This window comes from Iodidimonas nitroreducens, from assembly GCA_000710935.1.
In the GTDB taxonomy this organism is placed as follows: Bacteria; Pseudomonadota; Alphaproteobacteria; order Sphingomonadales; family Rhodothalassiaceae; genus Iodidimonas; species Iodidimonas nitroreducens.
In genome coordinates, this window is record BAYV01000010.1 from 123,596 (window position 1) to 148,570 (window position 24,975).

The following is a 24,975-nucleotide window of genomic DNA, read 5'->3' on the forward strand; positions in this document are numbered from 1 at the left end:
AGACAAACCATGCGCTTGCTGATCATAGGAAAACTGGATGGCCAATTGGGCAATGCATCGGCGATTGCCGTGAAAAAAGGCGCGCGGGTCACCCATGCCACCGATCCGGACATGGCCTTTGATAGCCTGAGAAGCAAAGGGGCGGATCTTTTGATGGTGGATGTGGCGCTGGATATCAAAGCCATTGTCGAGCAATTGAAGACCGAGCATTTTTCCGTGCCCATCGTCGCCTGTGGGATCGGCACCGATGCCCGCACGGCGGCCCAGGCCATCCGCAATGGGGCGAAGGAATATATTCCCCTCCCCCCGGATGCGGAATTGATCGCCGCCGTTCTGGAAGCGGTGGCCGAAGAAGACGACACCTTCATCGTCCGCGATGATGTGACCCGGCAGGTGGTGCGCCTTGCCGAACAGGTGGCCCCTTCGGAAGCCAGCATTCTGATCACTGGCGAATCCGGCACGGGTAAAGAGGTTTTTGCCCGGCTGGTGCATCGCAAATCCCATCGCGCAAAACAGGCGTTTGTTTCGGTGAATTGCGCGGCGATCCCGGAAAATCTTCTGGAATCGGAATTATTCGGCCATGAAAAAGGGGCCTTCACCGGGGCCGTGGCGCGCCGGATCGGTAAATTCGAGGAAGCCGATGGCGGCACTTTGCTCCTTGATGAAATTTCGGAAATGGATATTCGCCTGCAAGCCAAGCTTTTGCGGGCCATTCAGGAACGCGAAATTGATCGGGTGGGCGGTGCTCGTCCGGTCAAGATCAATATCCGCATCATCGCCACATCCAACCGCGATCTGGCCGAAGAGGTGAAAAAAGGCACCTTCCGCGAGGATCTTTTGTTCCGGCTGAATGTGGTCAATCTGCGGATTCCTGCCTTGCGCGAACGTCCGGCCGATATCGAGGCATTGGCCGATCATTTCGCCCATAAATATGCCGAGATGAATTCCATCCCCTTTCGCCCGCTTTCCGAAGGGGCGCGCGCGATTTTGCGGGCCCATCGATGGCAAGGCAATGTGCGTGAGCTGGAAAACACCCTCCATCGCGCTGTTTTACTTTCCAGTGGTTCAGAAATCGGACCCGACGCCATTTCGCTGCCCGATGGCAGCCGCCCGCACTATCAGGGGAGCCCGCAAAGCGCGCAACCAAGCGATGCCTCCACCGATGGCATGGCAGGCGGCGCGGCCGGCGGAGTGCCGCTGGTAGGCCGCACGGTGGCCGATGTGGAGCGCGATCTGATCATCGATACCTTGAAACATTGTTTGGGCAATCGCACCCATGCTGCCAATATCCTTGGCATTTCCATCCGCACCCTGCGCAACAAGCTCAATCAGTATCAATCCGAAGGGCTGCCGGTTCCGGCCCCCGGCGAAGGGGCAAGGGCATCCCTGTCATGAGCATGAAATGGGCCAGCCGCATCCCGCCGGGTCGATCCAGATCCCCTTTCAAAGGCATCTTGCATGATCGGGGATCGCTGATCTTATGAGCGACGCCACCACAAAATCCCCGGCCAAGGGGGCCGCCAGCGCCAGTGCCAGCCTCACCTCGCTTTTCGGGGCGGCGCGCGGCACCGATGTGGCCATGGCAGTGGGGGTGATGGGCATCATCCTGATGCTCATCCTGCCCATGCCCTCATGGCTTCTGGATTTTGCGCTCGCGGTTTCCATCACCTTTTCCGTGATGGTGCTGATGACCAGCCTGTTCATCGAAAAACCCCTACAATTATCATCCTTTCCTACCATTTTGCTGATCGCCACCATGTTGCGCTTGTCGCTCAATCTGGCCTCTACCCGGCTCATTCTGGCCAATGGCCATGAAGGTACCGATGCGGCAGGGCAGGTCATTCAGGCCTTTGGCGAATTTCTGATGGGCGGCACGGTGATCATCGGGGTGATCGTTTTCGCCATTCTGATCATCGTCAATTTCGTGGTGATCACCAAAGGCTCGGGCCGGATCGCCGAAGTGGCCGCGCGCTTTTCCCTTGATGCCATGCCCGGCAAGCAGATGGCCATCGATGCCGATCTATCCGCCGGGCTGATCAATGAAACCGAAGCCAAGGCCCGGCGCAAAGAGCTGGAAGACGAAAGCGGCTTTTTCGGCTCCATGGATGGGGCAGCAAAATTCGTGCGGGGCGATGCCATTGCCGGTTTGCTAATCACCTTCATCAATGTCATTGGCGGGATGATCGTTGGCATTGCGATCAATGATCTCACCTTCATGGAAGCGGTCAATCGCTATACCGTGCTGACTGTGGGCGATGGCCTTGTCAGCCAGATTCCGGCGCTGATCGTCTCGGTCGCCGCCGGGTTGCTGGTGACCAAGGCCAAAGCCGAAGGCTCCACCGATAAAGCCCTGACCGAGCAATTATCGGCCTATCCAAAAGCTTTGGGCATTTCCGCCGCTTTGCTGTTTCTTTTGGGGCTGATGCCCGGCCTGCCCTTTCTACCCTTTGCCATATTGGGCGGGGCTTTGGCCTATGCCACCTTCAGTATCGATCGCAAAACCCGGGTGAAAAAAGAAACCGACGACAGCGCGCGCGCCCAGGAAATCAAACAGGAAAAACCCAAGGAAGAGCCCATCACATCGGCGCTGGCGATCGATATGGTGCGGCTGGAACTTGGCTATGGCCTGTTGCAATTGATCAATGAGGATAGCGGCTATCGCCTGACCGATCAGATCAAGGCCCTGCGCCGACAATTGGCCAGCGAAATGGGCTTTGTCATGCCATCGGTGCGGATTTTGGATAATATGCAGCTTCCCACCAACAGCTATGCCATCCGCATCAAGGAAACCGAAGCGGCGCGCGGCGAAGTGCGCCCCGGCTTTTTGCTGGTGATGGACCCGCGCGGCGAACCGGTGAACCTGCCCGGAGAGAAAACCACCGAACCGGCTTTTGGCCTGCCCGCCACGTGGATCGAAGACTCCATGCGTGAAGAAGCGTCTTTCCGTGGCCACACGGTGGTGGATGCCGCAACCGTGGTCACCACCCATCTCACCGAAATCATCAAGGATAATACGCCCGATCTTTTATCCTATGCCGAAACCCAGAAGCTGCTTGATGATCTGCCCAAAGAACAGCAAAAGCTGGTGAGTGATCTGGTGCCCAATCAGGTGAGCCTTTCCACCATCCAGCGGGTTTTGCAAAGCCTGTTGAGCGAACGCGTTTCGATCCGCGATCTGCCCACCATTCTGGAGGGCATCGCCGAAACCGCCGGCAGCACCCAGAATATCGTGCTGATCGCCGAACATGTGCGCTCGCGTCTTGCCCGCCAGCTTTCCTCGACCCATAGCAGCGAAAACGGCTTCATCCCCCTGCTGAGCCTATCGCCGAAATGGGAGCAGGCCTTTGCCGAATCGCTGGTGGGCCAGGGCGAGGATCGGCAATTGGCGATGGCCCCAACCTTGCTGCAGAATTTCATGGGTGATCTGCGCGATGCCTATGATAAAATGGCCGCCCGAGGAGAATCCCCGGTTTTGATGACCAGCCCCGGCATCCGCCCCTATGTGCGATCGATCATCGAACGGGTGCGACCGGCCACCACGGTGATGTCGCAAAGCGAAATTCATCCAAAAGCCAAAATCCGGACATTGGGACAGGTATGATCGCCATGAAAGCTGGCCAAAAGCGCAAAGACAGGGGCAATCATGCGTCTTAAATCCTTCAGCGCCAAATCGATGAAAGAGGTCATGGCTCAGGTCCGCGAGGCTTTGGGGCCGGATGCGATCATTTTATCTGTGGAGCAGGGCAAGGCTGGGACCGGCGTGCGGGTGACTGCGGCCAGTGACAATGAAGCCCTGCCCGAACCCCAGGCCCCCGCCATCACCGCCCCGCCCCCCAGCCCCGCCACCGAAGATGAGCGCCGTGGTCCGGCTTTCGTTTCCCGGGATTTCGATCTCGCCGATCTGAAGGCGGCCATCAGCCATCATGGCCTGCCTTATGAACTTGCGGATCGGGTGATTTCGATGGCTCAGGCTTTCGATGCCGCAAGCCTTGCCGATGCCCTGGCCCATTCCTTTGAAAGCCTGATCGGTTTTTCCCCCCTTGGCCTTGCCTTACCCCGCCCGGTGATGCTGGTGGGTCCGCCCGGTGCGGGGAAAACGGTTTCCGCGGCCAAGCTGGCGGCTGAAGCCCGGGTCAATGGCCATTCGATCCGGCTGATCACCACCGATACGGTGAAATCAGGCGGTGTGCATCAGCTTGAACATTATGCCCGATTGATGGATGTGGCGGTGATCACCGCGCAGGATGAAGCGGCGCTGGCAAAGGCCATCCACAAAGGCGCGCCGCCGGAACTGACGCTGATCGACAGTTGCGGCATCAATCCTTATTCCATGGATGAACTGGAGCGCACAGTCAGGCTTTTGAAGGCCGCCGATGCCGAGCCGGTTCTGGTTCTGCCAGCGGGCCTTGATCCGGCGGAAAGCGCCGATATTGCTGAAATCTTTGCCCAGATGGGCACCCGGCGCTTTATCGCCACCCGGCTCGATGGTGCCCGGCGCTATGCCAGCCTGCTGTCTATTGCCCGGGGGGGGCATTTATCCCTTGCCGGTTTAAGCCGCAGCCCTTATGTCGCCGATCCTTTAGAAACCCCGGCACCGCTGATGCTGGCCCGGCTTTTTGCCACCCTGCCCGCCGCCAAATCCCGTAATCGCACAAAAGAGCGGATATCTTAAGATGACGCCCACACCCAATCCAGACCTTGAAAAGAAATTGATCACCATTGCATCCGGGAAAGGCGGTGTTGGCAAGACATGGCTTTCCACCACCCTTGCCCATATGCTGGCGCGCATGGGCCGCCGGGTTTTGTTATTTGATGGCGATCTGGGGCTTGCAAATGTGGATATTCAGCTTGGGCTTACCCCTCAGCGCGATATCGGCGATGTGATTTCAGGCAAATATTCCATCAAGGACGCCATCACCCGCTATGACGAAGAAGATTTCGGCGCGGGCTGTTTTGATGTGCTGGCGGGAAAATCAGGCTCGGGGGCTTTGGGCAGCCTCACCCGCGAAACGCTGGTCGCGCTCCGATCCGGACTGATTGAAGCCGCCGCCGATTATGATCATGTGATCCTTGATCTGGCGGCGGGCATCGATCCATCGGTAACCACCCTTTCCCGGCACAAAGGGCGGATTTTCACGGTGATGAGCCCCGATCCCACTTCGCTCACCGATGCCTATGCCTTTATCAAGCTGACGGTGCAAAGAATGCCCGAAGCCGATATCCGCATCGTCGTCAATCAGGCGGGCAATCGGCGCGAAGGCGAACGCACCTATGAAGCCATCCGCAAGGTGTGCCAAACCTTCCTCAAAACCAATCCGCCATTGGCCGCCGTGGTGCGTCAGGATAGTAAGGTGCGCGATGCCATCCGCCATCAGGTGCCCCTGCTGGTGCGTCACCCCCAATCGGAAGCCGCCGAAGGCATTGGCGATATCATCCGCCTGCTCACCGCCCCGGCGATGACATCCTGATCAAAAGCCGCACAATCAACTCGGCAATTGTATGCAACATGGGCTTGGGCTATGGTCCGCGCGATTTCACTGATAACACGCGCGCCTATCCTCATCCGGGGTGATCCTCACCCTTTTCGCCCCGCCCCCTTTTCGCCCCGCCATGGGGCTGAGCAGGAGCCATTATGTCTCGTCGCAACAAAATCTACGAAGGCAAGGCCAAGATTTTATATGAAGGGCCGGAACCGGGCACTTTGATCCAGTATTTCAAGGATGATGCCACAGCTTTCAATGCCCAAAAGCGCGCCACCCTGCAGGGCAAGGGGGTGCTCAATAATTGCATTTCAGAACATGTGTTCACCCAATTGAATGCCATCGGCATCCCCACCCATTTCATCCGCCGGATCAATATGCGCGAACAACTCGTGCGTGGGGTGGAAATCATCCCGGTGGAATTTGTGGTGCGCAATGTGGCTGCCGGTTCGATCTGCAAAAGACTGGGGCTGGAAGAAGGCATGCCCCTGCCGCGGGGAATCGTTGAATATTATTACAAGGATGATGCACTGGGCGATCCCATGGTTGGCGAAGAGCATATCACCGCTTTTGGCTGGGCGCAGGATTTCGAATTGGATGAAATCATCCATATGTGCCTGAGGGTGAATGATTTTCTATGCGGATTATTTGCCGCTATCGGGATCAGGCTGGTGGATTTCAAAATGGAATTTGGCCGCCTTTATACCGATGATCTGATGCAGATCATTCTGGCCGATGAAATCAGCCCCGATAATTGCCGCCTGTGGGATATGAAAACCAATGAAAAGCTGGATAAGGATCGGTTCCGCCGGGATATGGGCGGCGAAATCGAGGCCTATCAGGAAGTGGCGCGTCGCCTTGGTGTCTTGCCAAGCGCCGATATCAGGGATATTGCAGGCGGCGAAAACAGATCCGCACGAAAGGATTGATGCCGATGAAGGCGCGCATTCATATCACCTTGAAATCGGGGGTTCTCGATCCACAGGGCAAAGCCGTTCATCATGCTCTTGATCATCTTGGCTTTCAGGGGTTGAAGGATGTGCGGCAGGGCAAATATATCGAAATCGATCTCAATGAAACCGATCGTGCGAAAGCCATGGAACAGCTCGATGAGATGTGCAAAGCCCTGCTCGCCAATCTGGTGATCGAACGCTACAGCATTGATCTGGACTAGGGGTTTTGGCCATGAAAACTGCGGTGATCACCTTTCCCGGTTCTAATTGTGATCGTGATATGCGGGTCGCCATAGCTGCGGTCACCGGGCAGCCCCCGCAGGCGGTCTGGCATGGGGAAACCAGCCTTCCCGATGTGGATTTCATTGCCCTGCCCGGCGGCTTTTCTTATGGTGATTATCTGCGCTGCGGGGCGATTGCCGCGCGATCCCCGATCATCCCCGCGCTGATTGCAGCCGCCCGGCGCGGCGTGCCCATTTTGGGGGTTTGCAATGGTTTTCAGATCCTCACCGAAATCGGCCTTTTGCCCGGTGCCCTGATGCGCAATGCCGGATTGAATTTCATCTGCCGCGATGTGCATGTGCGGGTTGAAACCAGCCAAAGCGCCTTTACCCAAACTTATGAAAAAGGGTCGGTGATCCGCCTGCCCGTGGCCCATCATGATGGCAATTATATCATCGCCCCCGATGATCTGGCCCTTTTGGAGGATCGAGATCGCATTGCCTTTCGCTATGCAAGTGCTGCAGGCGAGATCGACGCCCATCATGGGATCAATGGATCGGTGGGCAATATCGCCGGGATTTTAAATGAAGATCGCACGATTTTGGGGATGATGCCCCATCCCGAACGGATGATCGAACCCGCCCATGGCGGCATGGATGGCCGCCCGCTTTTTGAAGGCGTGCTCGGCGCACTCGCCAATGCCTGACCAATGCCTAAGCCCTCATAGCAGATGATGAAAAGCCCCTCATGACGCATTCCGCCCCCCCTTCCAATCACAATGATCAGCCGCCTATCACCCCTCAGATGATCAAGGATCATGGGCTGAATAAGGAAGAATATGAGCGGGTACTAAAGGCCTTGGGCCGCGCCCCCAATCTCACCGAATTGGGGATTTATTCGGTGATGTGGTCTGAGCATTGTTCTTATAAATCATCGCGGTTGCATCTGAAAAAGCTGCCCACCACCGCCCCATGGGTGATTTGCGGGCCGGGAGAAAATGCCGGTGTGGTGGATATTGGCGATGGGCAGGCGGCGATTTTCAAGATGGAAAGCCATAATCATCCCAGTTTCATCGAGCCTTATCAGGGCGCGGCCACCGGTGTTGGCGGCATTTTGCGCGATGTGTTCACCATGGGCGCACGGCCTGTGGCCAACATGAATGCCTTGCGCTTTGGTGCCCCCGATCATCCCAAAACCCGGCATTTGCTGGCAGGGGTGGTAGCAGGCATCGGCGGCTATGGCAATTGCGTGGGGGTGCCCACGGTGGGGGGAGAAACCAATTTCCACCCCAGCTATAATGGCAATATTCTGGTCAATGCGATGACCGTGGGTGTGGCCGAACAAGACAAAATCTTTTATTCCGCCGCTGCCGGTGTGGGCAATTCGGTGGTTTATGTGGGATCGAAAACCGGGCGCGATGGCATTCATGGGGCGACCATGGCTTCGGCTGAATTCAGCGAAGATACCGAAGAGAAGCGCCCCACCGTGCAGGTGGGCGATCCTTTCACCGAAAAGCTTCTGATCGAAGCCTGCCTTGAATTGATGGCCACCGATGCGATCATTGCCATTCAGGATATGGGGGCAGCGGGGCTCACCTCATCATCGGTTGAGATGGCCTCGAAAGGCGGGGTTGGATTTCGCCTTGATTTATCAAAGGTTCCTTGCCGTGAAAGCGGGATGACGCCTTATGAAATGATGCTGTCTGAAAGTCAGGAACGCATGCTGATGGTTTTGAAGCCCGGGCGCGAGGCCGAGGCTGAAGCCATTTTCCATAAATGGGAGCTGGATTTCGCGATCATCGGCACCATCACCGATACAGGCCGACTGACACTGGTTTTCGAGGGCGAGACCGTGGCCGATATTCCGGTGGACAGCCTGACCGAAGACGCCCCGATCTATGATCGCCCGCATGTGGAAACGGCCAAACGCGCCTCTTTGGCAGCGGATGAATGCCCCCCGCCCGCCGATTATGGCCAGGCCCTGCTCGCCTTGATGGGGGGGCCGCATGGCGCCTCGCGCCGTTGGATCTGGGAACAATATGATCATATGGTGATGGGCGATACGGTGCAGCGCCCCGGTGGCGATGCCGCCGTGGTGCGGGTGCATGGCACGAATAAGGCGCTCGCCATCACCACCGATTGCACCCCGCGCTATGTGGCGGCCGATCCCCGAATGGGGGCGTGTCAGGCCGTGGCAGAAGCCTTTCGCAATCTCAGCGCCGTGGGGGCAAAACCGTTGGCGATCACCGATTGTCTGAATTTCGGCAATCCCGAACGGCCGCAGATCATGGGCCAGATCGTGGGGGCCATCGAAGGCATGGCGAAAGCCTGCCGTGCCCTTGATATGCCTGTGGTGTCCGGCAATGTCTCTTTATATAACGAAACCAATGGCACGGGAATTCTCCCCACCCCTGCCGTGGGGGCCATCGGCCTGATCAACGATGCCAGCCATATCGCCACTCTGGCCTTGAAGCGGGCGGATGATCAGCTCATTTTGATCGGAGAGACCAAAGGCCATCTGGGCGCGTCCCTTTATCTTTGGCAGTTTCACGGGCAAGAGATTGGCGCGCCTCCGCCGGTGGATCTGGGTGCCGAGCGGCGCAATGGCGATTTCGTGCGCAGCCTGATCGAAAGCGGCCTGATCGATACGGTTCACGATCTATCCGATGGCGGGCTGGCGGTGGCTTTATGCACCATGGCTTTGGCCGGCCATATTGGGGTTTCGGTCGATCTCAAGGCTTTGTCAGAGGCTGAACTGCCCCCTCATGCCGCTTTATTTGGCGAGGATCAGGGGCGCATGCTGCTGGCGGTTCCCCCCGATCTGGCACCCGATATTCTGGCACGCGCCAAAAAGTCGGGTGTTCCTGCCCGGATCATCGGCCAATGCGGTGGGGATCGGATCGCGCTTTCCGGGCTGTGCGATTTGCCCCTCGATGATCTTCGCACGGCCCATGAAGGCTGGATGCCCGATCTGATGGCCCAAAATCTGACAGCCGAAAGCTGAAGCGCGCTATCGATCCTTGTCGCTGAAGCCTTTTGAAATATGCAGGACCGGTGCTTGAGCCAAAGCATCAGATGCCCTAGATTATCCCTCATAACATCTCGATGAAAAGGACCATGATCCAATGCCCATGTCCGCAAGCGATATCGAAAGCATGATCCGTGAAGCCCTGCCCGGGGCGCAGGTGGATATTGAAGATTTGCGTGGCGATGGCGATCATTATGCCGCCCATGTGGTTTATGATGGCTTTAAGGGGCTGCCACGGGTGAAGCAGCATCAGATGGTCTATAATGCCCTGCAGGGCCGCATGGGGGGAGAGCTGCACGCCCTTGCGCTCCAGACATCAGCCCCAAAAGACTGAAAATCACCGAAAGTACCGGCTCTGTGCAATTCAAAGCTGGACAATTTCAGTCTGATTTCTCATATGGGGTTCAGTGCCCCCACAATGGAGTATGAAAATGAGTGCAACGATAAACGACCGCATCGCTCAGGATGTGAAGGCTGATGATGTGGTGCTGTTCATGAAAGGCACACCGGTTTTTCCGCAATGCGGCTTTTCGTCAACCGTCGTCCAGATTTTGAGCCATATCGGCGTCCCGTTCAAAGCTTATGACGTGCTGTCTGATCCCGAATTGCGCGAAGGCATCAAGGCCTATTCCGAATGGCCCACCATCCCCCAGCTTTATGTGAAGGGGGAATTTGTTGGCGGCTGCGACATCATCCGCGAAATGTTTTCCAATGGTGAATTGGGTGAATTGCTTGAAGAACAAGGCATCAAGGCACAAGCCTGATTGCTTCAGGTCTTATCCTGCTGCAATGATCAGCCTCGGCATTTTTGCCGGGGCTTTTTTTCTGCCTTATTCTGGCACAGAAAACCCCCTTCAACCCTTCGCTCTCATAATATCAACTTGACATATAACCAATACGAATATATCAAAAATATATATTCACCTTACCCCATCGGAGCCATCATTCATGATCTCAACGTCTTGGCGTACATCTGTTATCGCCCCCGCCCTGCTCGGCAGCGCAATGGCCTTATCCGCCTGTTCGATCAATGTCGAGGATCGCTCGCCTCCATATGACGGACCCATGGAAAGCAGCAGACAGTCCGATCTCAAAGACGGTGAAACACGGATCACGATAAGTCGCCGCATGGGGGATCGTGATGCGGCCTTCGATAGCATGGTCGCCATGGCCAGCACTTTGCGCGCAAAAGGGTGCCGGATTGGGGAAACGCAAGGCTGGATGGCGTTAAAAGGCAGCGACAAGCGTGGCTTTCATGTGCGGGCGGTGTGCCCCGATGGATTTAGCCTTTCGCAGATCAGATCATGAAGGTGCTGGTTGCAATATCAGCGCAGCCGCATCTTTAAAGCAGGCCCAGCCTGGAAAAAACATCGGCCACATCATCGGCAAATTTCGATGATTTCGACAGGATCGGCACCTGATCGGGTAAGCCTTCGAGCTTTACATGTCCGCGCTTTTCACTGGTGAGAAGGGCAATGGGAATCCCTTTGGTGGACGGCATGGCCAGAAGGGCACAGGCAAAATCGATCCCGGTGAGTTCGGGCATGAAATTAGAGACGATCACCAGATCCGGGCGCATTTGCGCCGCCAGCGCCAGCGCATCCACTGTCGACCACACATTAACGATGCGATAACCGCATTCAGCCAGTTCGCGGGTCACGAAATTGGTGGCGGCCCCTTCGGTCATCACCAGCATTACTTCGATATCGCGCACTTCCACATCTTCAACATCGAAAGAGCCTTTAGCGGGCAAGCGGCGACAGAAGCGGGCGATTTCTTCCGGGCTGGCATTGAGTCGCCCATCAAGAGCTTCGCTGATGCGATCCACAAAAACCTGACAATCCGCCAGAACGCGCCCTTCGATCCCGCTGACATTGCCGAGATAATCCTCAAAGCGATGCGCCAGAACCTTGATCATATTGACACCAACACTGGCCGCCAGCCCCTTGATGGAATGGGCCTGTTGACGCATGACCGCCACAGCCGTGGCTTTATCCAGCTTTTGATGGCTGACATCCGCCAGAATGCCGCTCATTTGGATCGAGCGATCCTCGATGGCATCGAGGGCTTCCTGGGCGGCTTCTTCAAGGCTGGGCAGATCGGATGTCATAATCTCTCTAAACTCCATGCTGATGGGCTTTATCCATGAGTAAGGGCAAAGGGTCAAAAAACTTCTAACATTCTGGCACTTTTTAAATCCGTCACAGTGCTTGACAAATCCGGTGCTGGCTCTATGTTTGCGCCTTCGATTCAGCCACAGGAAACACCCTGTTGGCATCAACACCAAAAAGACGGTGGAGTTCCCGCGATGGCCAAGCCAAATGGCATTAAAATCAAGCTCGTGAGCAGCGCGGGCACCGGTTATTTTTATGTAACCAAGAAAAACCCACGGACCATGACCGAGAAGCTGACGCTTCGCAAATATGATCCCGTGGTGCGCAAGCATGTGGATTTCAAAGAAGCCAAAATCAAATAAGGCTTTTCTTGATTTTATAAAATTGCCGGATTCGCTGGGCTCGTCCCCCGCGTTTCCGGCTTTTTTTATGGCGCATTGCCGCAAAGCAAAGCGGATGCGCGCTAAGGGCCTCAGGGGACTTGAACGAACATTCGCTCTGAGCAGCGAAAATGGTGGATTTCGAGAACCGGAACGGAATGTACATCGGCGTACATGAGAACCGGAAGCGCAGAAAGCCACCATTTGCAGCAAAGCGGAGTAGAATGTGCGCTAAGGGATTCAGGCGGCGCTGGCAATCACCACCCTGTTCCGCCCTTCATGCTTTGCCTGGTAAAGCGCCGCATCGGCCCGTTCCAAAAGATCGGCCGTGCTTTTGATGCTGGCATCCACAAAAGCAAGACCTAGGCTGACCGTGATATTCACTTCCTTGCCGCCACTGATAATGAAGGGTTCATCGCTGATGGTTTGACGCAAGCGATCGGCGATCACCCCGGCATCATTGGGCAGGGTATCGGGCATGATCACCACGAATTCCTCGCCACCAAAGCGCGCGGCCAAATCCACACCCCGGATATTGCGGGCAATCCGGCGGGCGAATTCATGCAAAATTTCATCCCCTGCCGCATGGCCATAAGTATCATTCACCGGCTTGAAATGATCAATATCCAACATGACGAGGGAAAGGGTTTTTTTGGTTTTTTTGGATTGCCGCAGCAGGGTTTCCAGATGGCTGTTCATATAATGGCGATTATAAAGCCCGGTGACCGCATCGGTGGTGGCCAATTGCATCGAAAGATGGAAATTTTCCCATAAACGATCCGAATAGCGCTTGCGCCGCACCTGTGTGCGGGCCCGAGCCATTAATTCAAGGCGCTCCACCGGGGGGATGAGATAATCATTGACGCCCATTTCAAGCGCCCGCACCAATTGCCGCGACCCCTGCTCACTATCATCCACTACGACCAGAATAGGCACATTGCGGGTTTCTTCATAAGATCGCAGCTTGGAACAAACCCATAAGCCATCAGTTTCGCGCATGGATAAAGAGACGATCACCAGATCATAATTTTTCTCACGCGCCCGATCAGCCACATTTTCGCCGCCGGTGGAATGGGTGACGCTGGCCATTTCAGACAGCATATGCCCCACCCTTGCAGCCACTTTTTCATTATCATCCACATAAAGAATCGATGTATTGGATGGCTGAAACGTCTCCCGCTCTTCTTCGGCCTTAACCCAGCCCAGAACGGCACCGGTATTTTCGCGGTTTTTCAGTTCATCCATCATCACCTTCAGGCGCACCAGCGATTTCACCCGCGCAAAAAGGGCAATGTCATCCACCGGCTTGGTCAGGAAATCCTCGGCCCCGGCTTCAAGCCCTGCGACTTTGTCGCTCATCTGATCCAAGGCGGTTACCATGATCACAGGAATGTGATTGGTTTTGGGATCGCTTTTGATATGGCGGCACACCTCAAAGCCATTCATGCCCGGCATCATCACATCGAGCAAAACGATATCGGGCTGCTCGCGCTGAACGATTTCCAGGGCATCGGGGCCGGATGTGGCGCACAAAACATCAAAATATTCGCTGGCAAGCTTGGCTTCCAGAAGCTTTACATTGGGCAGAACATCATCAACGACCAGCACGCGGGCTGTCATGTATTATCACCTGCAAACTGTTTGATTGTTTCGAGAAACTGGCCCACCGAAATGGGTTTGGCAATATAAGCCTCGCAACCGCCTTCCCTGATTTTTTCCTCATCACCCTTCATGGCAAAAGCCGTCACGGCAATCACCGGAATCAAGCGAAGGTCTTCATCTTCCTTGATCCATTTGGTGACTTCAAGGCCAGAGACCTCGGGCAATTGGATATCCATCAAAATCAGATCCGGGCGATGATCCCGGGCCAGTTCCAAAGCCGCCATGCCATCCCTGGTTTGGATGGTTTCATAATCATGTGCTTCCAAAAGATCGCAAAAGAGCTTCATATTAAGCTCATTATCTTCGACCACGAGAATTTTCTTCGCCATTGGAATCCGATCAGTTATCTATACTGAGATAAACTATAGCTGCAAAAGACCTTAAAATTCGATGATGCACCAGAGCGCGACGCATCAGATCGCCGTGAAACTGATTATAACCCTAACTTTTCAATCCTAAAGAAAGGTTTATTTCAATTCAGATAAAATCCCACATAAAAAATCACAAGCCCGGTGCCGATCAGGCGCCTTCTCATGAATTTTTCATGGCGGTGGCTTTGCAGGCTTTGGCTTTCATCCTTGCCGATGAAACCCTGCGCGGTCGTTTTCTGGATTTGAGCGGGATCACCGCCGATCAGATCCGCGATCAGGTCCAGGATCCTGATTTTCTCTGTGCCGTCCTTGATTTTCTGCTGGCCAATGAAAAGGATCTTCTGGCCTTCACCCAGGAAACCGGGATCGATGCCACCGCACCGGGATTGGCCCGCCACGGGCTTCATGGCCCCGATTTCGACTGAAACCTTATAAATTTTTCGTAAGCACGCAAGATTATGCGTGCACATCACCCTTTTGTCGCATTATCTGAACCTGTTCACGCGCTCGGGACTTTGCCACCCGCCTGCAATAGGCTATGAGACGATCATGTCTAAACAATCTATCCATCATGAAAACGGCCCGCTTTTGCCCGAAAGTCTGGGTTTGATCGAAGGCTTGGACCTCGACCCGGCACTGCCGCTGATTTTATGCGATGCCGATGAGGTGCTTTTGCAATTCGCCCTGCCTTTTGAAGGCTGGCTTCAAGAGCGCGGCTATGCTCTTGATTTCAAAAGCTTCGCCCTGTTTGGCAATATCCGCCGGCATGATGATCAAAGCCTTGTCGAAGGCAATCAGATCCATGCCCTTGTGGATCAGTTTTTGCAACATGTGGTGGATCACAGCAAGGCCGTGGATGGGGCGATTGATGCCGTTCGCCATCTGCAAAAGCGGGCGCAGATGGTGATTGTCAGCAATATCCCCCATATTTTGCGCCTGCGCCGGGAACAGGCTTTGGCAAAAATCGGCATGGCTTTGCCGGTGCTCTCCAATCATGGCCCCAAAGGGCCGATGGTGGCCCATATTCTGCGCACCCATCAGGCGCCGGCCATCTTTCTCGATGATCTGCCCCAACAGCATGCATCGGTGGCCGAACACGCAGATCATGTGCATCGCATTCATTTTGTGGCTGATCAGCGGCTTGCCGGATTGGTCGGCCCGGCCCCCGATAGCCATCACCGGATCGATCGCTGGCCTCTTTGCGTTGATCATATCGAAACCCATCTCACAGCAAACGGATTCTGAAACCCATGACCATGCATATCGGCATCGACCTTGGCGGCACCAAAATCGAAATCGCGGCGCTTTCTCATGAGGGCGAAGAACTGCTTCGCACCCGGCGTCCGGCCCCTTCGAAAAATTATGAAGAAACGGTGCGAGCCATCGTAGATCTGATCGGAGAGGTGCAGCATAAGCTGGGTCATCCGGGAACCGTGGGCATTGGCACGCCGGGGGTGGTTTCGCGCAAAACCGGGCTGATCAAAAATGCCTATGCCACCGCCTTGAATGACAAACCCTTTAAAAGCGATCTGGAAACCGCATTGGGCCGCCCGATCAAAATTGCCAATGATGGCAATTGCTTTGCCTTATCCGAAGCCATCGATGGCGCGGGCAAGGGGGCGGAAATCGTGTTTGGGGTGATTGTGGGCACGGGCTGCGGCGGCGGGCTGGTGATCGATCAGCATGTGATCGAAGGGGCCAATAGCATTGCCGCCGAATGGGGGCATAATCCCCTGCCCTCTCCCGATGAGCATGAATTGCAGGGCTTTTCCTATTATCAGGGCGGTGAAAACAATATCGAAGCCTATCTGTGTGGCGCGGGTTTGGTCCATGATCATCTTCGCAGCACCGGGGAAAGCCTCACCGCGCCGGAAATCGCCGCCGCAGATACGCCGCAAAAGGAACAGACCATGCAGCGCTATGAACGGCGCATGGCCAAAGCCTTGGGCTCCTTGATCAATATTATTGATCCCCATGTCATTGTTCTGGGCGGCGGGCTTTCAAATATTGATCGCCTTTATGAAAATGTGCCCAAATATTGGGGTGAATATATCTTTTCCGATCATGTGGAGACCCAATTCAAACGCAATGTGCATGGCGATAGCTCTGGTGTACGCGGGGCCGCATGGCTTTGGGTTGATCACTGAACCGGCCCAAAAACCGGCAAGCATGGCCGCGCACCCGGCAAATCTTTCCAAAATAAGCTTAATCTAGGATGCAAAAGCCCGCTTTAGCTTGATTTTTCCATCTGGCATGGTTTGTGCTTATATCCTTCCATCAGGTCGAGAGAAACCGATCAGAGGAATGATTTTATGAGCCAGGCCCTTTTCGCTGACACTGCTTTTGAAACCCAGCCCATGCCTTTGCCGCAGGCCTTGAGCCTGCGCGCCAAGGATCCGATCCGCTCCGCCCGCAAGCGCTTGATGGCCACAGAAAAAGCCTCCAAAGCGGCGCCATCCGAAAGCCATCAGGAAGGCGCACCGGATATCGGCCTCATCTCGGATTTTCTGAGCTATGCAGCGGCGGCGGAACAAACCATTGCCGAGCAGCAGGCCCGTATCGCCCAGCTTCTGACCCTGTCGCTGACCGATGAAATGACCGGGCTTGCCAATCGCCGGGGCTTTGAAGACGCCATGGGCCGTGCTTTATCGCGCGCGCATCGCTATGAAGAAGAAGGGGTTTTGGGGCTGTTTGATCTTGATGGATTCAAAGAGACCAATGATCGCTTTGGCCATCAGGCCGGCGATGAAATCCTCAAAATCGTGGGCCAAACCCTTGCCAATAGCGTGCGCAGCATCGATTGCGCCGCGCGCCTTGGGGGGGATGAATTTGCGGTTATCCTGATGCCCTGCAAACATCATGGCGGACGGGAAGCCCTTCACCGCCTGCAAGAGACCATCGCCCGCAAGAGCGTTTTTTATCAGGGGCAGAATCTGCAGGTCAAAGCCAGCCTTGGCATCAGTGCGATCAAAAAATCCACCGATCTGCACAGCCTGCTTTTCGAGGCGGACCGGGCGATGTATCAAAACAAACGCGCCCGCCGATAAACACTTTTTCCCATCATCAAGGCTGGAAGGATGGATCAAGGCCTGCTAATCACGAGGCAGGATCAATCCATTTGATGGGAGCCATGAAATGACCGTGGAAGCACGTCTGACTGAACTGGGCATCGTCCTGCCTGCCCCGGCCAAAGCTTTGGCAAATTATGTTCCCTTCGTCAAAAGCGGCCATCTGATGAGCATTTCCGGCCAGCTTCCCATCGATGCGGAGGGCTTGAGAAAAGGCAAGGTGGGGGCCGATCTCAGCACCGAAGAAGCGGCCATCGCCGCCCGCATGTGCGCCATCAATATCATCGCCCAAATAAAAGCCGCCTGTGATGGCGATCTGGAGCGGGTGCAAAGAATCGTCAAGCTGGGCGGCTTTGTGAATTGCATTGATGGTTTTGAACAGCAGCCACAGGTAGTGAATGGCGCATCGGACCTGATGGTTGAGGTTTTTGGCGATAAGGGCCGCCATTCCCGCTCGGCCGTGGGTGTTAATGCCCTGCCGCTCAATGCGCCGGTGGAAATCGATGCGCTGGTGGAAATCGCCTGATCACCGGCGATGAGCACGCCCCCGGCCATCGTTCAGATCCATGGCGGTATCGGCGATTTCGATGCCGCCCAATGGGATGCCATGAGCCAGGGCCATCCCTTCATCCGCCATGCCTTTTTAAAGGCTTTGGAGGACAGCGGCTGCATCAGCGCTGAAAAAGGCTGGCTGCCCCGCCATCTGGGGCTTTATCAGCAAGGGGGCCCGGATCAGGAGAACCAGCTCATGGGGGCCGCCCCCTGCTATCTGAAGGGGCATTCCTATGGCGAATATGTGTTCGATCATGCCTGGGCCGATGCTTATGAACGCGCCGGCGGCCGCTATTACCCGAAATTGCAGATCGCCAGCCCCTTCACCCCGGTGACCGGGCCACGGCTTCTGGTATCGCGGCATTGTGACAAGGATGCAGCCAAGCAAAGCCTTTTGAAGGGACTCTCCAGCCTGTGCGATCAACAGGGGCTTTCCAGCGCGCATCTAACCTTTCTGGAACCCGATGATGCACGGATCGCGCAGGATATGGGTTATCTGATGCGCAGTGATCAGCAATTTCACTGGCACAATGATGGCTATGATCATTTCGATGATTTTCTGGCTGCCCTTTCTTCGAGAAAACGCAAGCAGATCAAAAAAGAGCGCCGGGAGGCTGTGGCCCATGGGATCTCCATCAAATGGATCGCGGGGCCCGATATCCGCGAAAGCGATTGGGATGCCTTTTATGCCTTTTATCGCGATACCAGCAGCCGCAAATGGGGAACGCCCTATCTCAACCGAGATTTCTTTTCTTTGATCGGTGCCAGCATGGCCGATCAGATTTTGCTGTTTTTGTGCGAAAATAATGGCCGCCCTATAGCCGGTGCCCTTAATTTTTGCGGACCCGATACCCTTTATGGCCGCTATTGGGGGTGCATCGAAGATCATCCCTGCCTGCATTTTGAAACCTGCTATTATCAGGCCATCGATTATGCCATTGCCCATCGCCTCAAAAAGGTAGAGGCAGGGGCCCAGGGCCCGCACAAGCTGGCGCGGGGCTATGCTCCGGTCAAAACATGGTCGGCGCATCATATCGGCGATGCCGGTTTTCGCGAGGCAGTGCGCCGCTATCTTGATCTGGAACGCCGCGATGTAGAGGCGACCGTCGATCTTTTAGCGACTCATCTGCCCTTCAAAAACCAAAGCGGCTGAGGCGATCGCCATTTCATTCACCCCTTATCAGGGGGCCATCATTGTTCGGCTTGCGAGGTCATCCGGGTGATCGAAACGCCGAGCCGATCCCCCACCATCATGATTTCGCCGCGCGCAATCAATTCGCCATTGGCATAGATCCAGCATTCATCTTCATGCTTGGCATCCAGATCGATCACCGCCCCCCGGCCCATTTTCAATAATTGCCTAACCGGCATATCGGCTCGCCCTAAAACCACGGAAATATCAACGACAACACGCTTGATCGCACTCATGAAACGGCACTCCAATCTTTCGCTGCAGCCTTGCAGATCATGGTTGCCATATGGTTAAGGCCCCCGGCGTTCTCATGCCCGATCCCTCATGCCTGATGATGCACCATCTTGCCAAAAGGGGCATTATGATCTTATCTGCGCCGATGGAAACAACCAAGAGCCTTGTAATCAGTCCAGAAGACCGCTGGGTGCGCTCGGATAATCTGGTGGATTATCCCGATGCCCTCGCCTTTATGGAGGCCCGCGCCAACGCTATTCGCGATGGCCAGGCCCAGGATCTGGTGTGGCTGCTTGAACATCCGCCCCTTTATACTGCGGGCACCAGCGCCCGGCGCGATGATCTTTTATTGCCGGATCGCTTCCCGGTTTATGTGGCCGGGCGCGGCGGACAATATACCTATCATGGCCCCGGCCAACGGATTGCCTATGTAATGATGGATCTGACACAGCGCGGGCGCGATCTGCGGCGCTATGTGGCCGATCTGGAAGGCTGGATCATCGCCGCTCTGGCTGAATTCGGGGTGCATGGCGAAATCCGCGAGGGCCGCGTAGGGGTTTGGGTGGATCGAGGCGATGGCCGCGAAGACAAAATCGCCGCCATCGGGGTGCGGGTGCGGCGCTGGGTCAGCTTTCACGGGCTTGCCATCAATGTGGCGCCTGATCTCTCGCATTTTGGCGGGATCGTGCCCTGCGGGATCGCGGGCAGCAGTGGCCTTGGGGTCACATCCCTACAGGATCTGGGCATTTCTGCCAGCATGGCGGATGTGGATGCGGCCCTCAAAGCCACATTTCCGCGTATATTTGGCCTGTCTCATCCATAGATCGCCCTATTTTCAGCCGATTTTTTGATGCTGTGCTTGCAAATCGGAGCAATCCCCTTCACATTATGAACCAAGTTCCTGGGGGAGCTCTTGCAAGAGAGTTGAGAGGCCGTTTGAGCGGCGACCCTTTGAACCTGATCAGGGTAAAGCCTGCGAAGGGAAAGGACGCATGATGCAAGCGGCGGGATTAATTCCGCCCAAAACCCGCATCCCTTGCCCCCATGCCTGCCCTGTCCTTTATTTTTCAGGAGAGCGCACCATGCCCGACGAACAAGCCCCCATCAGCGTCACCACCGGCCCTTTGCCGGCGTCGAAACGCATTTATATCGCCGGGGAACAGCACCCGGATATTCGCGTTCCTTTGCGCCAGATCGATCTGCATCCCAGCGCCAAGGAACCGCCGGTGGTGGTTTATGATACCTCGGGGCCCTTTACCGATCCCGCCCAATATGTCGATATCGAAAGCGGCGTGCCGCGCCTGCGCGATCCCTGGATCAGGGCGCGCGGCGATGTCGAAGATTATGAAGGCCGGGCGGTTCGCCCCGAAGACAATGGCAATGTCTCCGAGCGCCATCTGGCCCGCGAATTTCCCAAAAAGCACAGCCCGCTCAGGGCAAAACAAGGCAGAAAACCCACTCAGCTCGAATATGCCCGGGCGGGGATCATCACGCCGGAAATGGAATTCATCGCCATTCGTGAAAATCTGGGCAGGCCAGCGGGCGACGCCTCCATCAATCGCGATGGCGGCGAAGGCTTTGGCGCGATCATCCCCGATCATATCACCGCTGAATTCGTCCGCTCCGAAGTGGCCGCGGGCCGCGCCATCATTCCGGCCAATATCAATCACCCCGAAGCCGAGCCGATGATCATCGGGCGGAATTTTCTGGTGAAAATCAATGCCAATATCGGCAATTCGGCGGTCACATCTTCGATCGCCCAAGAGGTTGATAAAATGGTCTGGGCCATTCGCTGGGGGGCCGATACGATCATGGATCTATCCACCGGCCGCAATATCCACAATACCCGGGAATGGATCATCCGAAATGCCCCGGTGCCGGTGGGCACCGTGCCGATTTATCAGGCCCTTGAAAAGGTGGATGGCGTTGCGGAAAATCTGACATGGGAGGTGTTCCGCGATACCCTGATCGAACAGGCGGAACAGGGCGTGGATTATTTCACCATTCATGCCGGTGTGCGCCTGCCCTATATCCCCCTTACGGCAAAGCGGGTGACCGGGATCGTCTCGCGCGGCGGGTCGATCATGGCGAAATGGTGCCTCGCCCATCATAAGGAAAGCTTCCTTTACGAGCATTTCGAAGAAATTTGCGAGATCATGGCGGCCTATGATGTCTCCTTCAGCCTTGGCGATGGCCTGCGCCCCGGCTCGATTGCCGATGCCAATGATGCCGCCCAATTTGCCGAATTGAAAACACTGGGTGAATTGACAAAGGTGGCATGGAAGCATGGCTGTCAGGTGATGGTGGAAGGCCCCGGCCATGTGCCGATGCACAAAATCCGCGAAAATATGACCAAGCAGCTTGAAGCCTGCCATGAAGCGCCCTTCTATACCCTTGGGCCGCTGACCACCGATATCGCGCCGGGCTATGATCATATCACGAGCGGTATAGGGGCGGCGATGATCGGCTGGTTCGGCACGGCCATGCTTTGTTATGTCACGCCGAAAGAACATCTGGGCCTGCCGGATCGCAATGATGTGAAAGAAGGGGTGATCACCTATAAGATCGCCGCCCATGCCGCCGATCTGGCAAAAGGCCATCCCACCGCCCGCGCTCGGGATGATGCGCTGTCACGGGCCCGCTTTGAATTTCGCTGGGAAGATCAGTTCAATCTCTCCCTCGATCCTGATCGGGCACGGGAATTTCATGATCAAACTCTGCCGAAAGAAGCCCATAAAACAGCGCATTTCTGCTCCATGTGCGGGCCGAAATTCTGTTCCATGGCGATTTCTCAGGAAATCCGCGATTTTGCCAAGCTGCAAAATGATAGCGGCGAAAGCATCAGCGATGCCGATGCCGGAATGCAGGAAAAGGCGGCGGAATTCCGTGAAAAAGGCTCCGAGATTTATCTGGAGGCCGACAAGCAGATTTGAGGTCGTAGCCTGATCGTCGCCCCGGCTTGCCCCGGGGCGACGAAAGATGCGCTATTGCCCCAAAGCCTCACGGATTTTGGCGAGGCCAAAATTCTTTGCCTGTGAAAGGGAGATTTTCGGCGGCATGATCAGGGCTTCGGGATCAACTTTGATATCGATCACCGTGGGTTGCCCGGCGGCCAGAGCCTCATCAAGAGTGGGCTCAAGCTGATCGGGTTCTTCTACGGATAATCCCAGCCCACCACAGGCTTTGGCAAAGGCGGCAAAATCGGGATTGAGCAGGTCTGTTCCCCATTCGGGCAGGCCTTTGGCTTCTTGTTCCAGCGTGATGAAACCGAGCTTGGCATTATTAAAGACCAAAATGATGATCGGCAGATCATATTTCACCGCCGTCACGAAATCGCCCATCAGCATGGCAAAAGCCCCATCGCCCGCCAGCGCAAAAACCCGGCTTTCGGGATAAGCCAATTGCGCCCCGATGGCCCCGGGCAAGGCATAGGCCATGGATGCAAGCCCCCCTGAAAGGCTATAGCGCTGGCCCGGTTTCAGCCGCAAATGCCGCGCCGACCAGGCCGTGACGGTGCCGGTGTCGCACATGAAGATCGAATCTGCCGGGGCTCGTTTTTGCAAGGCCTGCATCACCCGTGGCGGATGAATGGGGATGGCATCGGACTGTTCGGCTTTTTCCTGATCTTGGAGCCATTGCTTCATTTCATCCTGCATTTTGCCAAGAAAATCCCCCGACCGATCTTGAGATATCTGGCCCCGCAATGTGGTAAGCGTGGCCGCAGCATGGCCCATCAGCGCCACATCAACCGGATGCCGCCGACCGATTCGGGTCGGCTCGATATCGATCTGAATGATCTTGGCATCCCGGGGATAAAAATCATGATAGGGAAAATCAGTTCCCACCATGATCAGCAGATCACAGGCATCCATGGCCTTCACCCCGGGCTTGCCACCCAGCATCCCCAAACCGCCAATACAAAGGGGATGATCATCATCGATCACCTCTTTCGCCTTCAGGGAACGAACGATAGGGGCCTGCAAAGCAGTTGCGAAATCGATCAGTTCATCCCGCGCCCCATGGCAACCGATGCCAGCCAGAATGGCAATTTTCTTTGAACCATTGATCAGATCCACAGCATCGCGACACTCTGCCAAGGCGGGGGCGATCCGGCCAGACGCCGCACGCAGCAAATTCTGTGTCTGGCTGCTCGATACCGTGCGCCCGGAAATATTGGTGGGCAATGAAATATGAGCAACGCCACGATGGGCCAAAGCAGCGTGACAGGCTTCCAGAAAAACAGCCGGCACCTGTTCTTCGGTCATCACGGTTTGGCTGTAGACCGCAACATCGGCAAATAACCGTTCAAGCCGCACTTCCTGATGATATTCTGTGCCAATAAACCCGGTGGCCACCTGCCCGGTGATGGCAATGACCGGGGCATGATCGAGCTTGGCATCATAAAGGCCATTAAGCAGATGAATGGCCCCCGGCCCCGATGTGCCCATGCAGGCACCAAGCTGACCCGTCAGCTTGGCCTGAGCCGAAGCCGCAAAAGCGCCCGCTTCCTCATGGCGCACACCGATAAAAGCGATCTCGTCCTGTCGCCTGATGGCATCCGTCACATCATTGATGGCATCACCCGGAATACCAAATAAATGTCGCACACCATGCCGCGACAAAATCTTCAACAAAACATCTGAAACATTCATAAATAATTCTCTCCCTTCAATGAATATAAATAATCTTCTTAAAAGTGTTTTTAGCAAAACCGACGCGAGATTGAAAACCAATAAAATGTATGAACACTATATTTCACGATCATCCCAGTCTCTGCGCTATCTCTCATTATTTTTTGTGATCTCAGCTTTCATGATATGCACTTAAGGCGGCAAAAATTCCTTTAATTGCCCCTTTCCAATATCTCAGCCGACATAAAAATCGCAGGGGGATTGCGCATCTGCCCCGGCCAAGGCTATAGAAGCCCAAAGGCTATCCCTGATTTTCGTTCGGAGACCAAAAGATGAGCAAGGCACGGATCTATCGTCCCTCGAAATCGGCCATGACATCGGGGCAGCGCAATACGCAGCAATGGGTTTTGGAATTTGAATCCAAAAGCCCGCGTTTTGTTGAGCCTTTAATGGGATGGACCGGATCGAAAGATACCAAAAGGCAGGTGAAATTGCGCTTTGGAACGCAGGAAGAAGCCCTCGCCTATGCCAAGAAATACAAAATCGATGCGCAGATTCTGCCCGAACAAAGCCGCAAGCGGATTATCAAACCCTATGCGGATAATTTCAAATAGGTTCGGACTACGATAAAGATGCCCCGGGGCCCCGTAGCTCAATTGGATAGAGCACCTGCCTTCTAAGCAGGATGTTGCAGGTTCGAGTCCTGCCGGGGTCGCCACTGCTAAGATGTTGATAGGCAGGCATTTCTATGTAATCCCTGCAGATGTCCCAAGACGGACTTGCGGGGGGATAATGTCAAAGAGCGAGCAATTGAAGGCGCTATTGGGTGCTGGGTACTTCCCAGAGGAGTTGCCGCCTGCGTTCACAACCGCCGATTTCGCAAAATATCGCCGCACCATTGGGGATGCTTGGGCACACCTACAGAATTACCCGAACTACCCCAAGACCAGCCCAGAGCGATTTAGTATTCCGAAAATAACTGACTGGCGGCGGGAATTGGCAATCGTCAATCCGGTCGCGCAGTATCATGTGGCAAAGCTCATCGCCGACAATTGGCTGAGATGCCCCTAGATTTATAGACGCTTTGCT

26 protein-coding genes, 1 tRNA gene and 1 riboswitch are annotated in these 24,975 nt (G+C 55.4%); of the genes, 22 read left to right on the top strand and 5 right to left on the bottom strand.

The annotated features are described in order from the left end of the window. The first annotated feature begins 9 nt into the window (after positions 1–9). The 11 genes from flbD (at position 10) to AQ1_RS04805 (ending at position 10,990) form a co-directional block, all read left to right on the top strand. Positions 10–1,395 carry a sigma-54-dependent transcriptional regulator FlbD gene (gene flbD / locus AQ1_RS04755; RefSeq protein ID WP_042084758.1) on the top strand — a complete coding sequence of 462 codons (1,386 nt, stop codon included), beginning with the start codon at positions 10–12 and terminating at the stop codon, positions 1,393–1,395. 85 nt (positions 1,396–1,480) lie between these two features. After that, positions 1,481–3,601: a flagellar biosynthesis protein FlhA gene (gene flhA / locus AQ1_RS04760; protein ID WP_042084760.1), complete on the top strand. Its 2,121-nt coding sequence runs from the start codon at positions 1,481–1,483 to the stop codon at positions 3,599–3,601. Between the two features lie 42 nt (positions 3,602–3,643). After that, on the top strand, positions 3,644–4,672 hold the full coding sequence (locus AQ1_RS04765) for a flagellar biosynthesis protein FlhF (RefSeq protein ID WP_042084762.1): 1,029 nt from the start codon (positions 3,644–3,646) through the stop codon (positions 4,670–4,672). 1 nt (position 4,673) lies between these two features. Continuing rightward, entirely contained in the window at positions 4,674–5,468 is a 795-nt protein-coding gene (locus tag AQ1_RS04770; RefSeq protein ID WP_042084763.1) for a MinD/ParA family protein, read from the top strand. 164 nt (positions 5,469–5,632) lie between these two features. After that, entirely contained in the window at positions 5,633–6,409 is a 777-nt protein-coding gene (gene purC / locus AQ1_RS04775; protein ID WP_042084765.1) for a phosphoribosylaminoimidazolesuccinocarboxamide synthase, read from the top strand. A 5-nt stretch (positions 6,410–6,414) separates the two neighbouring features. Next, a complete protein-coding gene (purS, locus tag AQ1_RS04780) occupies positions 6,415–6,654 on the top strand; it encodes a phosphoribosylformylglycinamidine synthase subunit PurS (protein ID WP_042084766.1) in 240 nt (79 codons plus the stop codon). Positions 6,655–6,665: 11 nt separating this feature from the next. Continuing rightward, positions 6,666–7,361: a phosphoribosylformylglycinamidine synthase subunit PurQ gene (gene purQ, locus AQ1_RS04785; protein ID WP_042084767.1), complete on the top strand. Its 696-nt coding sequence runs from the start codon at positions 6,666–6,668 to the stop codon at positions 7,359–7,361. Between the two features lie 41 nt (positions 7,362–7,402). Continuing rightward, positions 7,403–9,658 carry a phosphoribosylformylglycinamidine synthase subunit PurL gene (gene purL, locus AQ1_RS04790; RefSeq protein ID WP_042084769.1) on the top strand — a complete coding sequence of 752 codons (2,256 nt, stop codon included), beginning with the start codon at positions 7,403–7,405 and terminating at the stop codon, positions 9,656–9,658. A 121-nt stretch (positions 9,659–9,779) separates the two neighbouring features. Beyond that, positions 9,780–10,016: a BolA family protein gene (locus AQ1_RS04795; RefSeq protein WP_042084771.1), complete on the top strand. Its 237-nt coding sequence runs from the start codon at positions 9,780–9,782 to the stop codon at positions 10,014–10,016. Between the two features lie 97 nt (positions 10,017–10,113). Continuing rightward, on the top strand, positions 10,114–10,446 hold the full coding sequence (gene grxD, locus AQ1_RS04800) for a Grx4 family monothiol glutaredoxin (protein WP_042084772.1): 333 nt from the start codon (positions 10,114–10,116) through the stop codon (positions 10,444–10,446). Positions 10,447–10,630: 184 nt separating this feature from the next. Next, positions 10,631–10,990, top strand: coding sequence for a hypothetical protein (locus AQ1_RS04805; RefSeq protein WP_150007441.1), 360 nt, complete (start codon positions 10,631–10,633; stop codon positions 10,988–10,990). A 34-nt stretch (positions 10,991–11,024) separates the two neighbouring features. Here the strand turns inward: AQ1_RS04805 and AQ1_RS04810 are convergent, their stop codons facing one another. After that, positions 11,025–11,792: an Hpt domain-containing protein gene (locus AQ1_RS04810; protein WP_052370960.1), complete on the bottom strand. Its 768-nt coding sequence runs from the start codon at positions 11,790–11,792 to the stop codon at positions 11,025–11,027. A gap of 198 nt (positions 11,793–11,990) precedes the next feature. Between AQ1_RS04810 and rpmG the strand changes: the two genes are divergently transcribed. Beyond that, positions 11,991–12,158 (top strand): 50S ribosomal protein L33, encoded by a 168-nt coding sequence (gene rpmG / locus AQ1_RS04815; protein ID WP_042084776.1) that lies wholly within the window; start codon positions 11,991–11,993, stop codon positions 12,156–12,158. Between the two features lie 258 nt (positions 12,159–12,416). Here the strand turns inward: rpmG and AQ1_RS04820 are convergent, their stop codons facing one another. Together AQ1_RS04820 and AQ1_RS04825 are read right to left on the bottom strand one after the other, a co-directional pair. Then, positions 12,417–13,796, bottom strand: a complete 1,380-nt coding sequence (locus AQ1_RS04820) for a PleD family two-component system response regulator (protein ID WP_042084777.1) — start codon at positions 13,794–13,796, stop codon at positions 12,417–12,419. Beyond that, complete coding sequence (locus AQ1_RS04825) at positions 13,793–14,167, bottom strand: response regulator (protein ID WP_042084778.1); 375 nt, start codon at positions 14,165–14,167, stop codon at positions 13,793–13,795. The genes AQ1_RS04820 and AQ1_RS04825 overlap by 4 nt, the downstream gene beginning before the upstream one ends. 215 nt (positions 14,168–14,382) lie before the next feature. Here AQ1_RS04825 and AQ1_RS04830 point away from each other — a divergent pair, with 215 nt between their 5' ends. The 6 genes from AQ1_RS04830 (at position 14,383) to AQ1_RS04855 (ending at position 18,982) form a co-directional block, all read left to right on the top strand. Continuing rightward, the gene (locus AQ1_RS04830; RefSeq protein WP_052370962.1) at positions 14,383–14,634 is read left to right on the top strand and encodes a DUF3572 domain-containing protein; all 252 of its coding nucleotides are present in this window, start codon (positions 14,383–14,385) and stop codon (positions 14,632–14,634) included. Between the two features lie 124 nt (positions 14,635–14,758). Next, a complete protein-coding gene (locus tag AQ1_RS04835) occupies positions 14,759–15,454 on the top strand; it encodes a hypothetical protein (RefSeq protein ID WP_042084780.1) in 696 nt (231 codons plus the stop codon). A 5-nt stretch (positions 15,455–15,459) separates the two neighbouring features. Then, on the top strand, positions 15,460–16,356 hold the full coding sequence (locus AQ1_RS04840) for an ROK family protein (protein WP_313982333.1): 897 nt from the start codon (positions 15,460–15,462) through the stop codon (positions 16,354–16,356). 165 nt (positions 16,357–16,521) lie between these two features. Beyond that, positions 16,522–17,256 (top strand): GGDEF domain-containing protein, encoded by a 735-nt coding sequence (locus tag AQ1_RS04845; RefSeq protein ID WP_081837086.1) that lies wholly within the window; start codon positions 16,522–16,524, stop codon positions 17,254–17,256. A gap of 88 nt (positions 17,257–17,344) precedes the next feature. Then, a complete protein-coding gene (locus AQ1_RS04850) occupies positions 17,345–17,803 on the top strand; it encodes a RidA family protein (RefSeq protein ID WP_042084782.1) in 459 nt (152 codons plus the stop codon). Positions 17,804–17,812: 9 nt separating this feature from the next. After that, positions 17,813–18,982 carry a GNAT family N-acetyltransferase gene (locus AQ1_RS04855; RefSeq protein WP_042084783.1) on the top strand — a complete coding sequence of 390 codons (1,170 nt, stop codon included), beginning with the start codon at positions 17,813–17,815 and terminating at the stop codon, positions 18,980–18,982. A gap of 38 nt (positions 18,983–19,020) precedes the next feature. Here AQ1_RS04855 and AQ1_RS04860 read toward each other — a convergent pair whose 3' ends face one another. Continuing rightward, positions 19,021–19,257, bottom strand: coding sequence for a FliM/FliN family flagellar motor switch protein (locus AQ1_RS04860; protein ID WP_042084784.1), 237 nt, complete (start codon positions 19,255–19,257; stop codon positions 19,021–19,023). A gap of 125 nt (positions 19,258–19,382) precedes the next feature. Between AQ1_RS04860 and lipB the strand changes: the two genes are divergently transcribed. Continuing rightward, the gene (gene lipB / locus AQ1_RS04865) at positions 19,383–20,078 is read left to right on the top strand and encodes a lipoate-protein ligase B (RefSeq protein ID WP_462687055.1); all 696 of its coding nucleotides are present in this window, start codon (positions 19,383–19,385) and stop codon (positions 20,076–20,078) included. Positions 20,079–20,148: 70 nt separating this feature from the next. Next, positions 20,149–20,257: riboswitch (TPP riboswitch) on the top strand. Positions 20,258–20,337: 80 nt separating this feature from the next. Beyond that, positions 20,338–22,188: a phosphomethylpyrimidine synthase ThiC gene (thiC, locus tag AQ1_RS04870; protein WP_042084852.1), complete on the top strand. Its 1,851-nt coding sequence runs from the start codon at positions 20,338–20,340 to the stop codon at positions 22,186–22,188. A 51-nt stretch (positions 22,189–22,239) separates the two neighbouring features. Here thiC and AQ1_RS04875 read toward each other — a convergent pair whose 3' ends face one another. Beyond that, positions 22,240–23,907 carry a thiamine pyrophosphate-dependent enzyme gene (locus AQ1_RS04875; protein WP_042084785.1) on the bottom strand — a complete coding sequence of 556 codons (1,668 nt, stop codon included), beginning with the start codon at positions 23,905–23,907 and terminating at the stop codon, positions 22,240–22,242. Positions 23,908–24,218: 311 nt separating this feature from the next. Between AQ1_RS04875 and AQ1_RS04880 the strand changes: the two genes are divergently transcribed. Next, positions 24,219–24,500 carry an ETC complex I subunit gene (locus AQ1_RS04880; protein ID WP_042084787.1) on the top strand — a complete coding sequence of 94 codons (282 nt, stop codon included), beginning with the start codon at positions 24,219–24,221 and terminating at the stop codon, positions 24,498–24,500. A gap of 27 nt (positions 24,501–24,527) precedes the next feature. After that, positions 24,528–24,604: transfer RNA gene (locus tag AQ1_RS04885), tRNA-Arg, on the top strand. Positions 24,605–24,975 lie beyond the last annotated feature (371 nt).

Coding starts and splice junctions, on each gene's coding strand:
- purQ (WP_042084767.1), top strand. CDS start 6,666: ATGAAAACTGCGGTGATCACCTTTCCCGGTTCTAATTGTGATCGTGAT.
- AQ1_RS04855 (WP_042084783.1), top strand. CDS start 17,813: ATGAGCACGCCCCCGGCCATCGTTCAGATCCATGGCGGTATCGGCGAT.
- AQ1_RS04805 (WP_150007441.1), top strand. CDS start 10,631: ATGATCTCAACGTCTTGGCGTACATCTGTTATCGCCCCCGCCCTGCTC.
- AQ1_RS04835 (WP_042084780.1), top strand. CDS start 14,759: ATGTCTAAACAATCTATCCATCATGAAAACGGCCCGCTTTTGCCCGAA.
- grxD (WP_042084772.1), top strand. CDS start 10,114: ATGAGTGCAACGATAAACGACCGCATCGCTCAGGATGTGAAGGCTGAT.
- AQ1_RS04850 (WP_042084782.1), top strand. CDS start 17,345: ATGACCGTGGAAGCACGTCTGACTGAACTGGGCATCGTCCTGCCTGCC.
- AQ1_RS04860 (WP_042084784.1), bottom strand. CDS start 19,257: ATGAGTGCGATCAAGCGTGTTGTCGTTGATATTTCCGTGGTTTTAGGG.
- purC (WP_042084765.1), top strand. CDS start 5,633: ATGTCTCGTCGCAACAAAATCTACGAAGGCAAGGCCAAGATTTTATAT.
- thiC (WP_042084852.1), top strand. CDS start 20,338: ATGCCCGACGAACAAGCCCCCATCAGCGTCACCACCGGCCCTTTGCCG.
- AQ1_RS04880 (WP_042084787.1), top strand. CDS start 24,219: ATGAGCAAGGCACGGATCTATCGTCCCTCGAAATCGGCCATGACATCG.
- AQ1_RS04825 (WP_042084778.1), bottom strand. CDS start 14,167: ATGGCGAAGAAAATTCTCGTGGTCGAAGATAATGAGCTTAATATGAAG.
- AQ1_RS04765 (WP_042084762.1), top strand. CDS start 3,644: ATGCGTCTTAAATCCTTCAGCGCCAAATCGATGAAAGAGGTCATGGCT.
- AQ1_RS04840 (WP_313982333.1), top strand. CDS start 15,460: ATGACCATGCATATCGGCATCGACCTTGGCGGCACCAAAATCGAAATC.
- AQ1_RS04810 (WP_052370960.1), bottom strand. CDS start 11,792: ATGACATCCGATCTGCCCAGCCTTGAAGAAGCCGCCCAGGAAGCCCTC.
- flhA (WP_042084760.1), top strand. CDS start 1,481: ATGAGCGACGCCACCACAAAATCCCCGGCCAAGGGGGCCGCCAGCGCC.
- AQ1_RS04770 (WP_042084763.1), top strand. CDS start 4,674: ATGACGCCCACACCCAATCCAGACCTTGAAAAGAAATTGATCACCATT.
- AQ1_RS04820 (WP_042084777.1), bottom strand. CDS start 13,796: ATGACAGCCCGCGTGCTGGTCGTTGATGATGTTCTGCCCAATGTAAAG.
- purL (WP_042084769.1), top strand. CDS start 7,403: ATGACGCATTCCGCCCCCCCTTCCAATCACAATGATCAGCCGCCTATC.
- AQ1_RS04795 (WP_042084771.1), top strand. CDS start 9,780: ATGCCCATGTCCGCAAGCGATATCGAAAGCATGATCCGTGAAGCCCTG.
- purS (WP_042084766.1), top strand. CDS start 6,415: ATGAAGGCGCGCATTCATATCACCTTGAAATCGGGGGTTCTCGATCCA.
- AQ1_RS04875 (WP_042084785.1), bottom strand. CDS start 23,907: ATGAATGTTTCAGATGTTTTGTTGAAGATTTTGTCGCGGCATGGTGTG.
- rpmG (WP_042084776.1), top strand. CDS start 11,991: ATGGCCAAGCCAAATGGCATTAAAATCAAGCTCGTGAGCAGCGCGGGC.
- AQ1_RS04830 (WP_052370962.1), top strand. CDS start 14,383: ATGGCGGTGGCTTTGCAGGCTTTGGCTTTCATCCTTGCCGATGAAACC.
- AQ1_RS04845 (WP_081837086.1), top strand. CDS start 16,522: ATGAGCCAGGCCCTTTTCGCTGACACTGCTTTTGAAACCCAGCCCATG.
- lipB (WP_462687055.1), top strand. CDS start 19,383: ATGATCTTATCTGCGCCGATGGAAACAACCAAGAGCCTTGTAATCAGT.
- flbD (WP_042084758.1), top strand. CDS start 10: ATGCGCTTGCTGATCATAGGAAAACTGGATGGCCAATTGGGCAATGCA.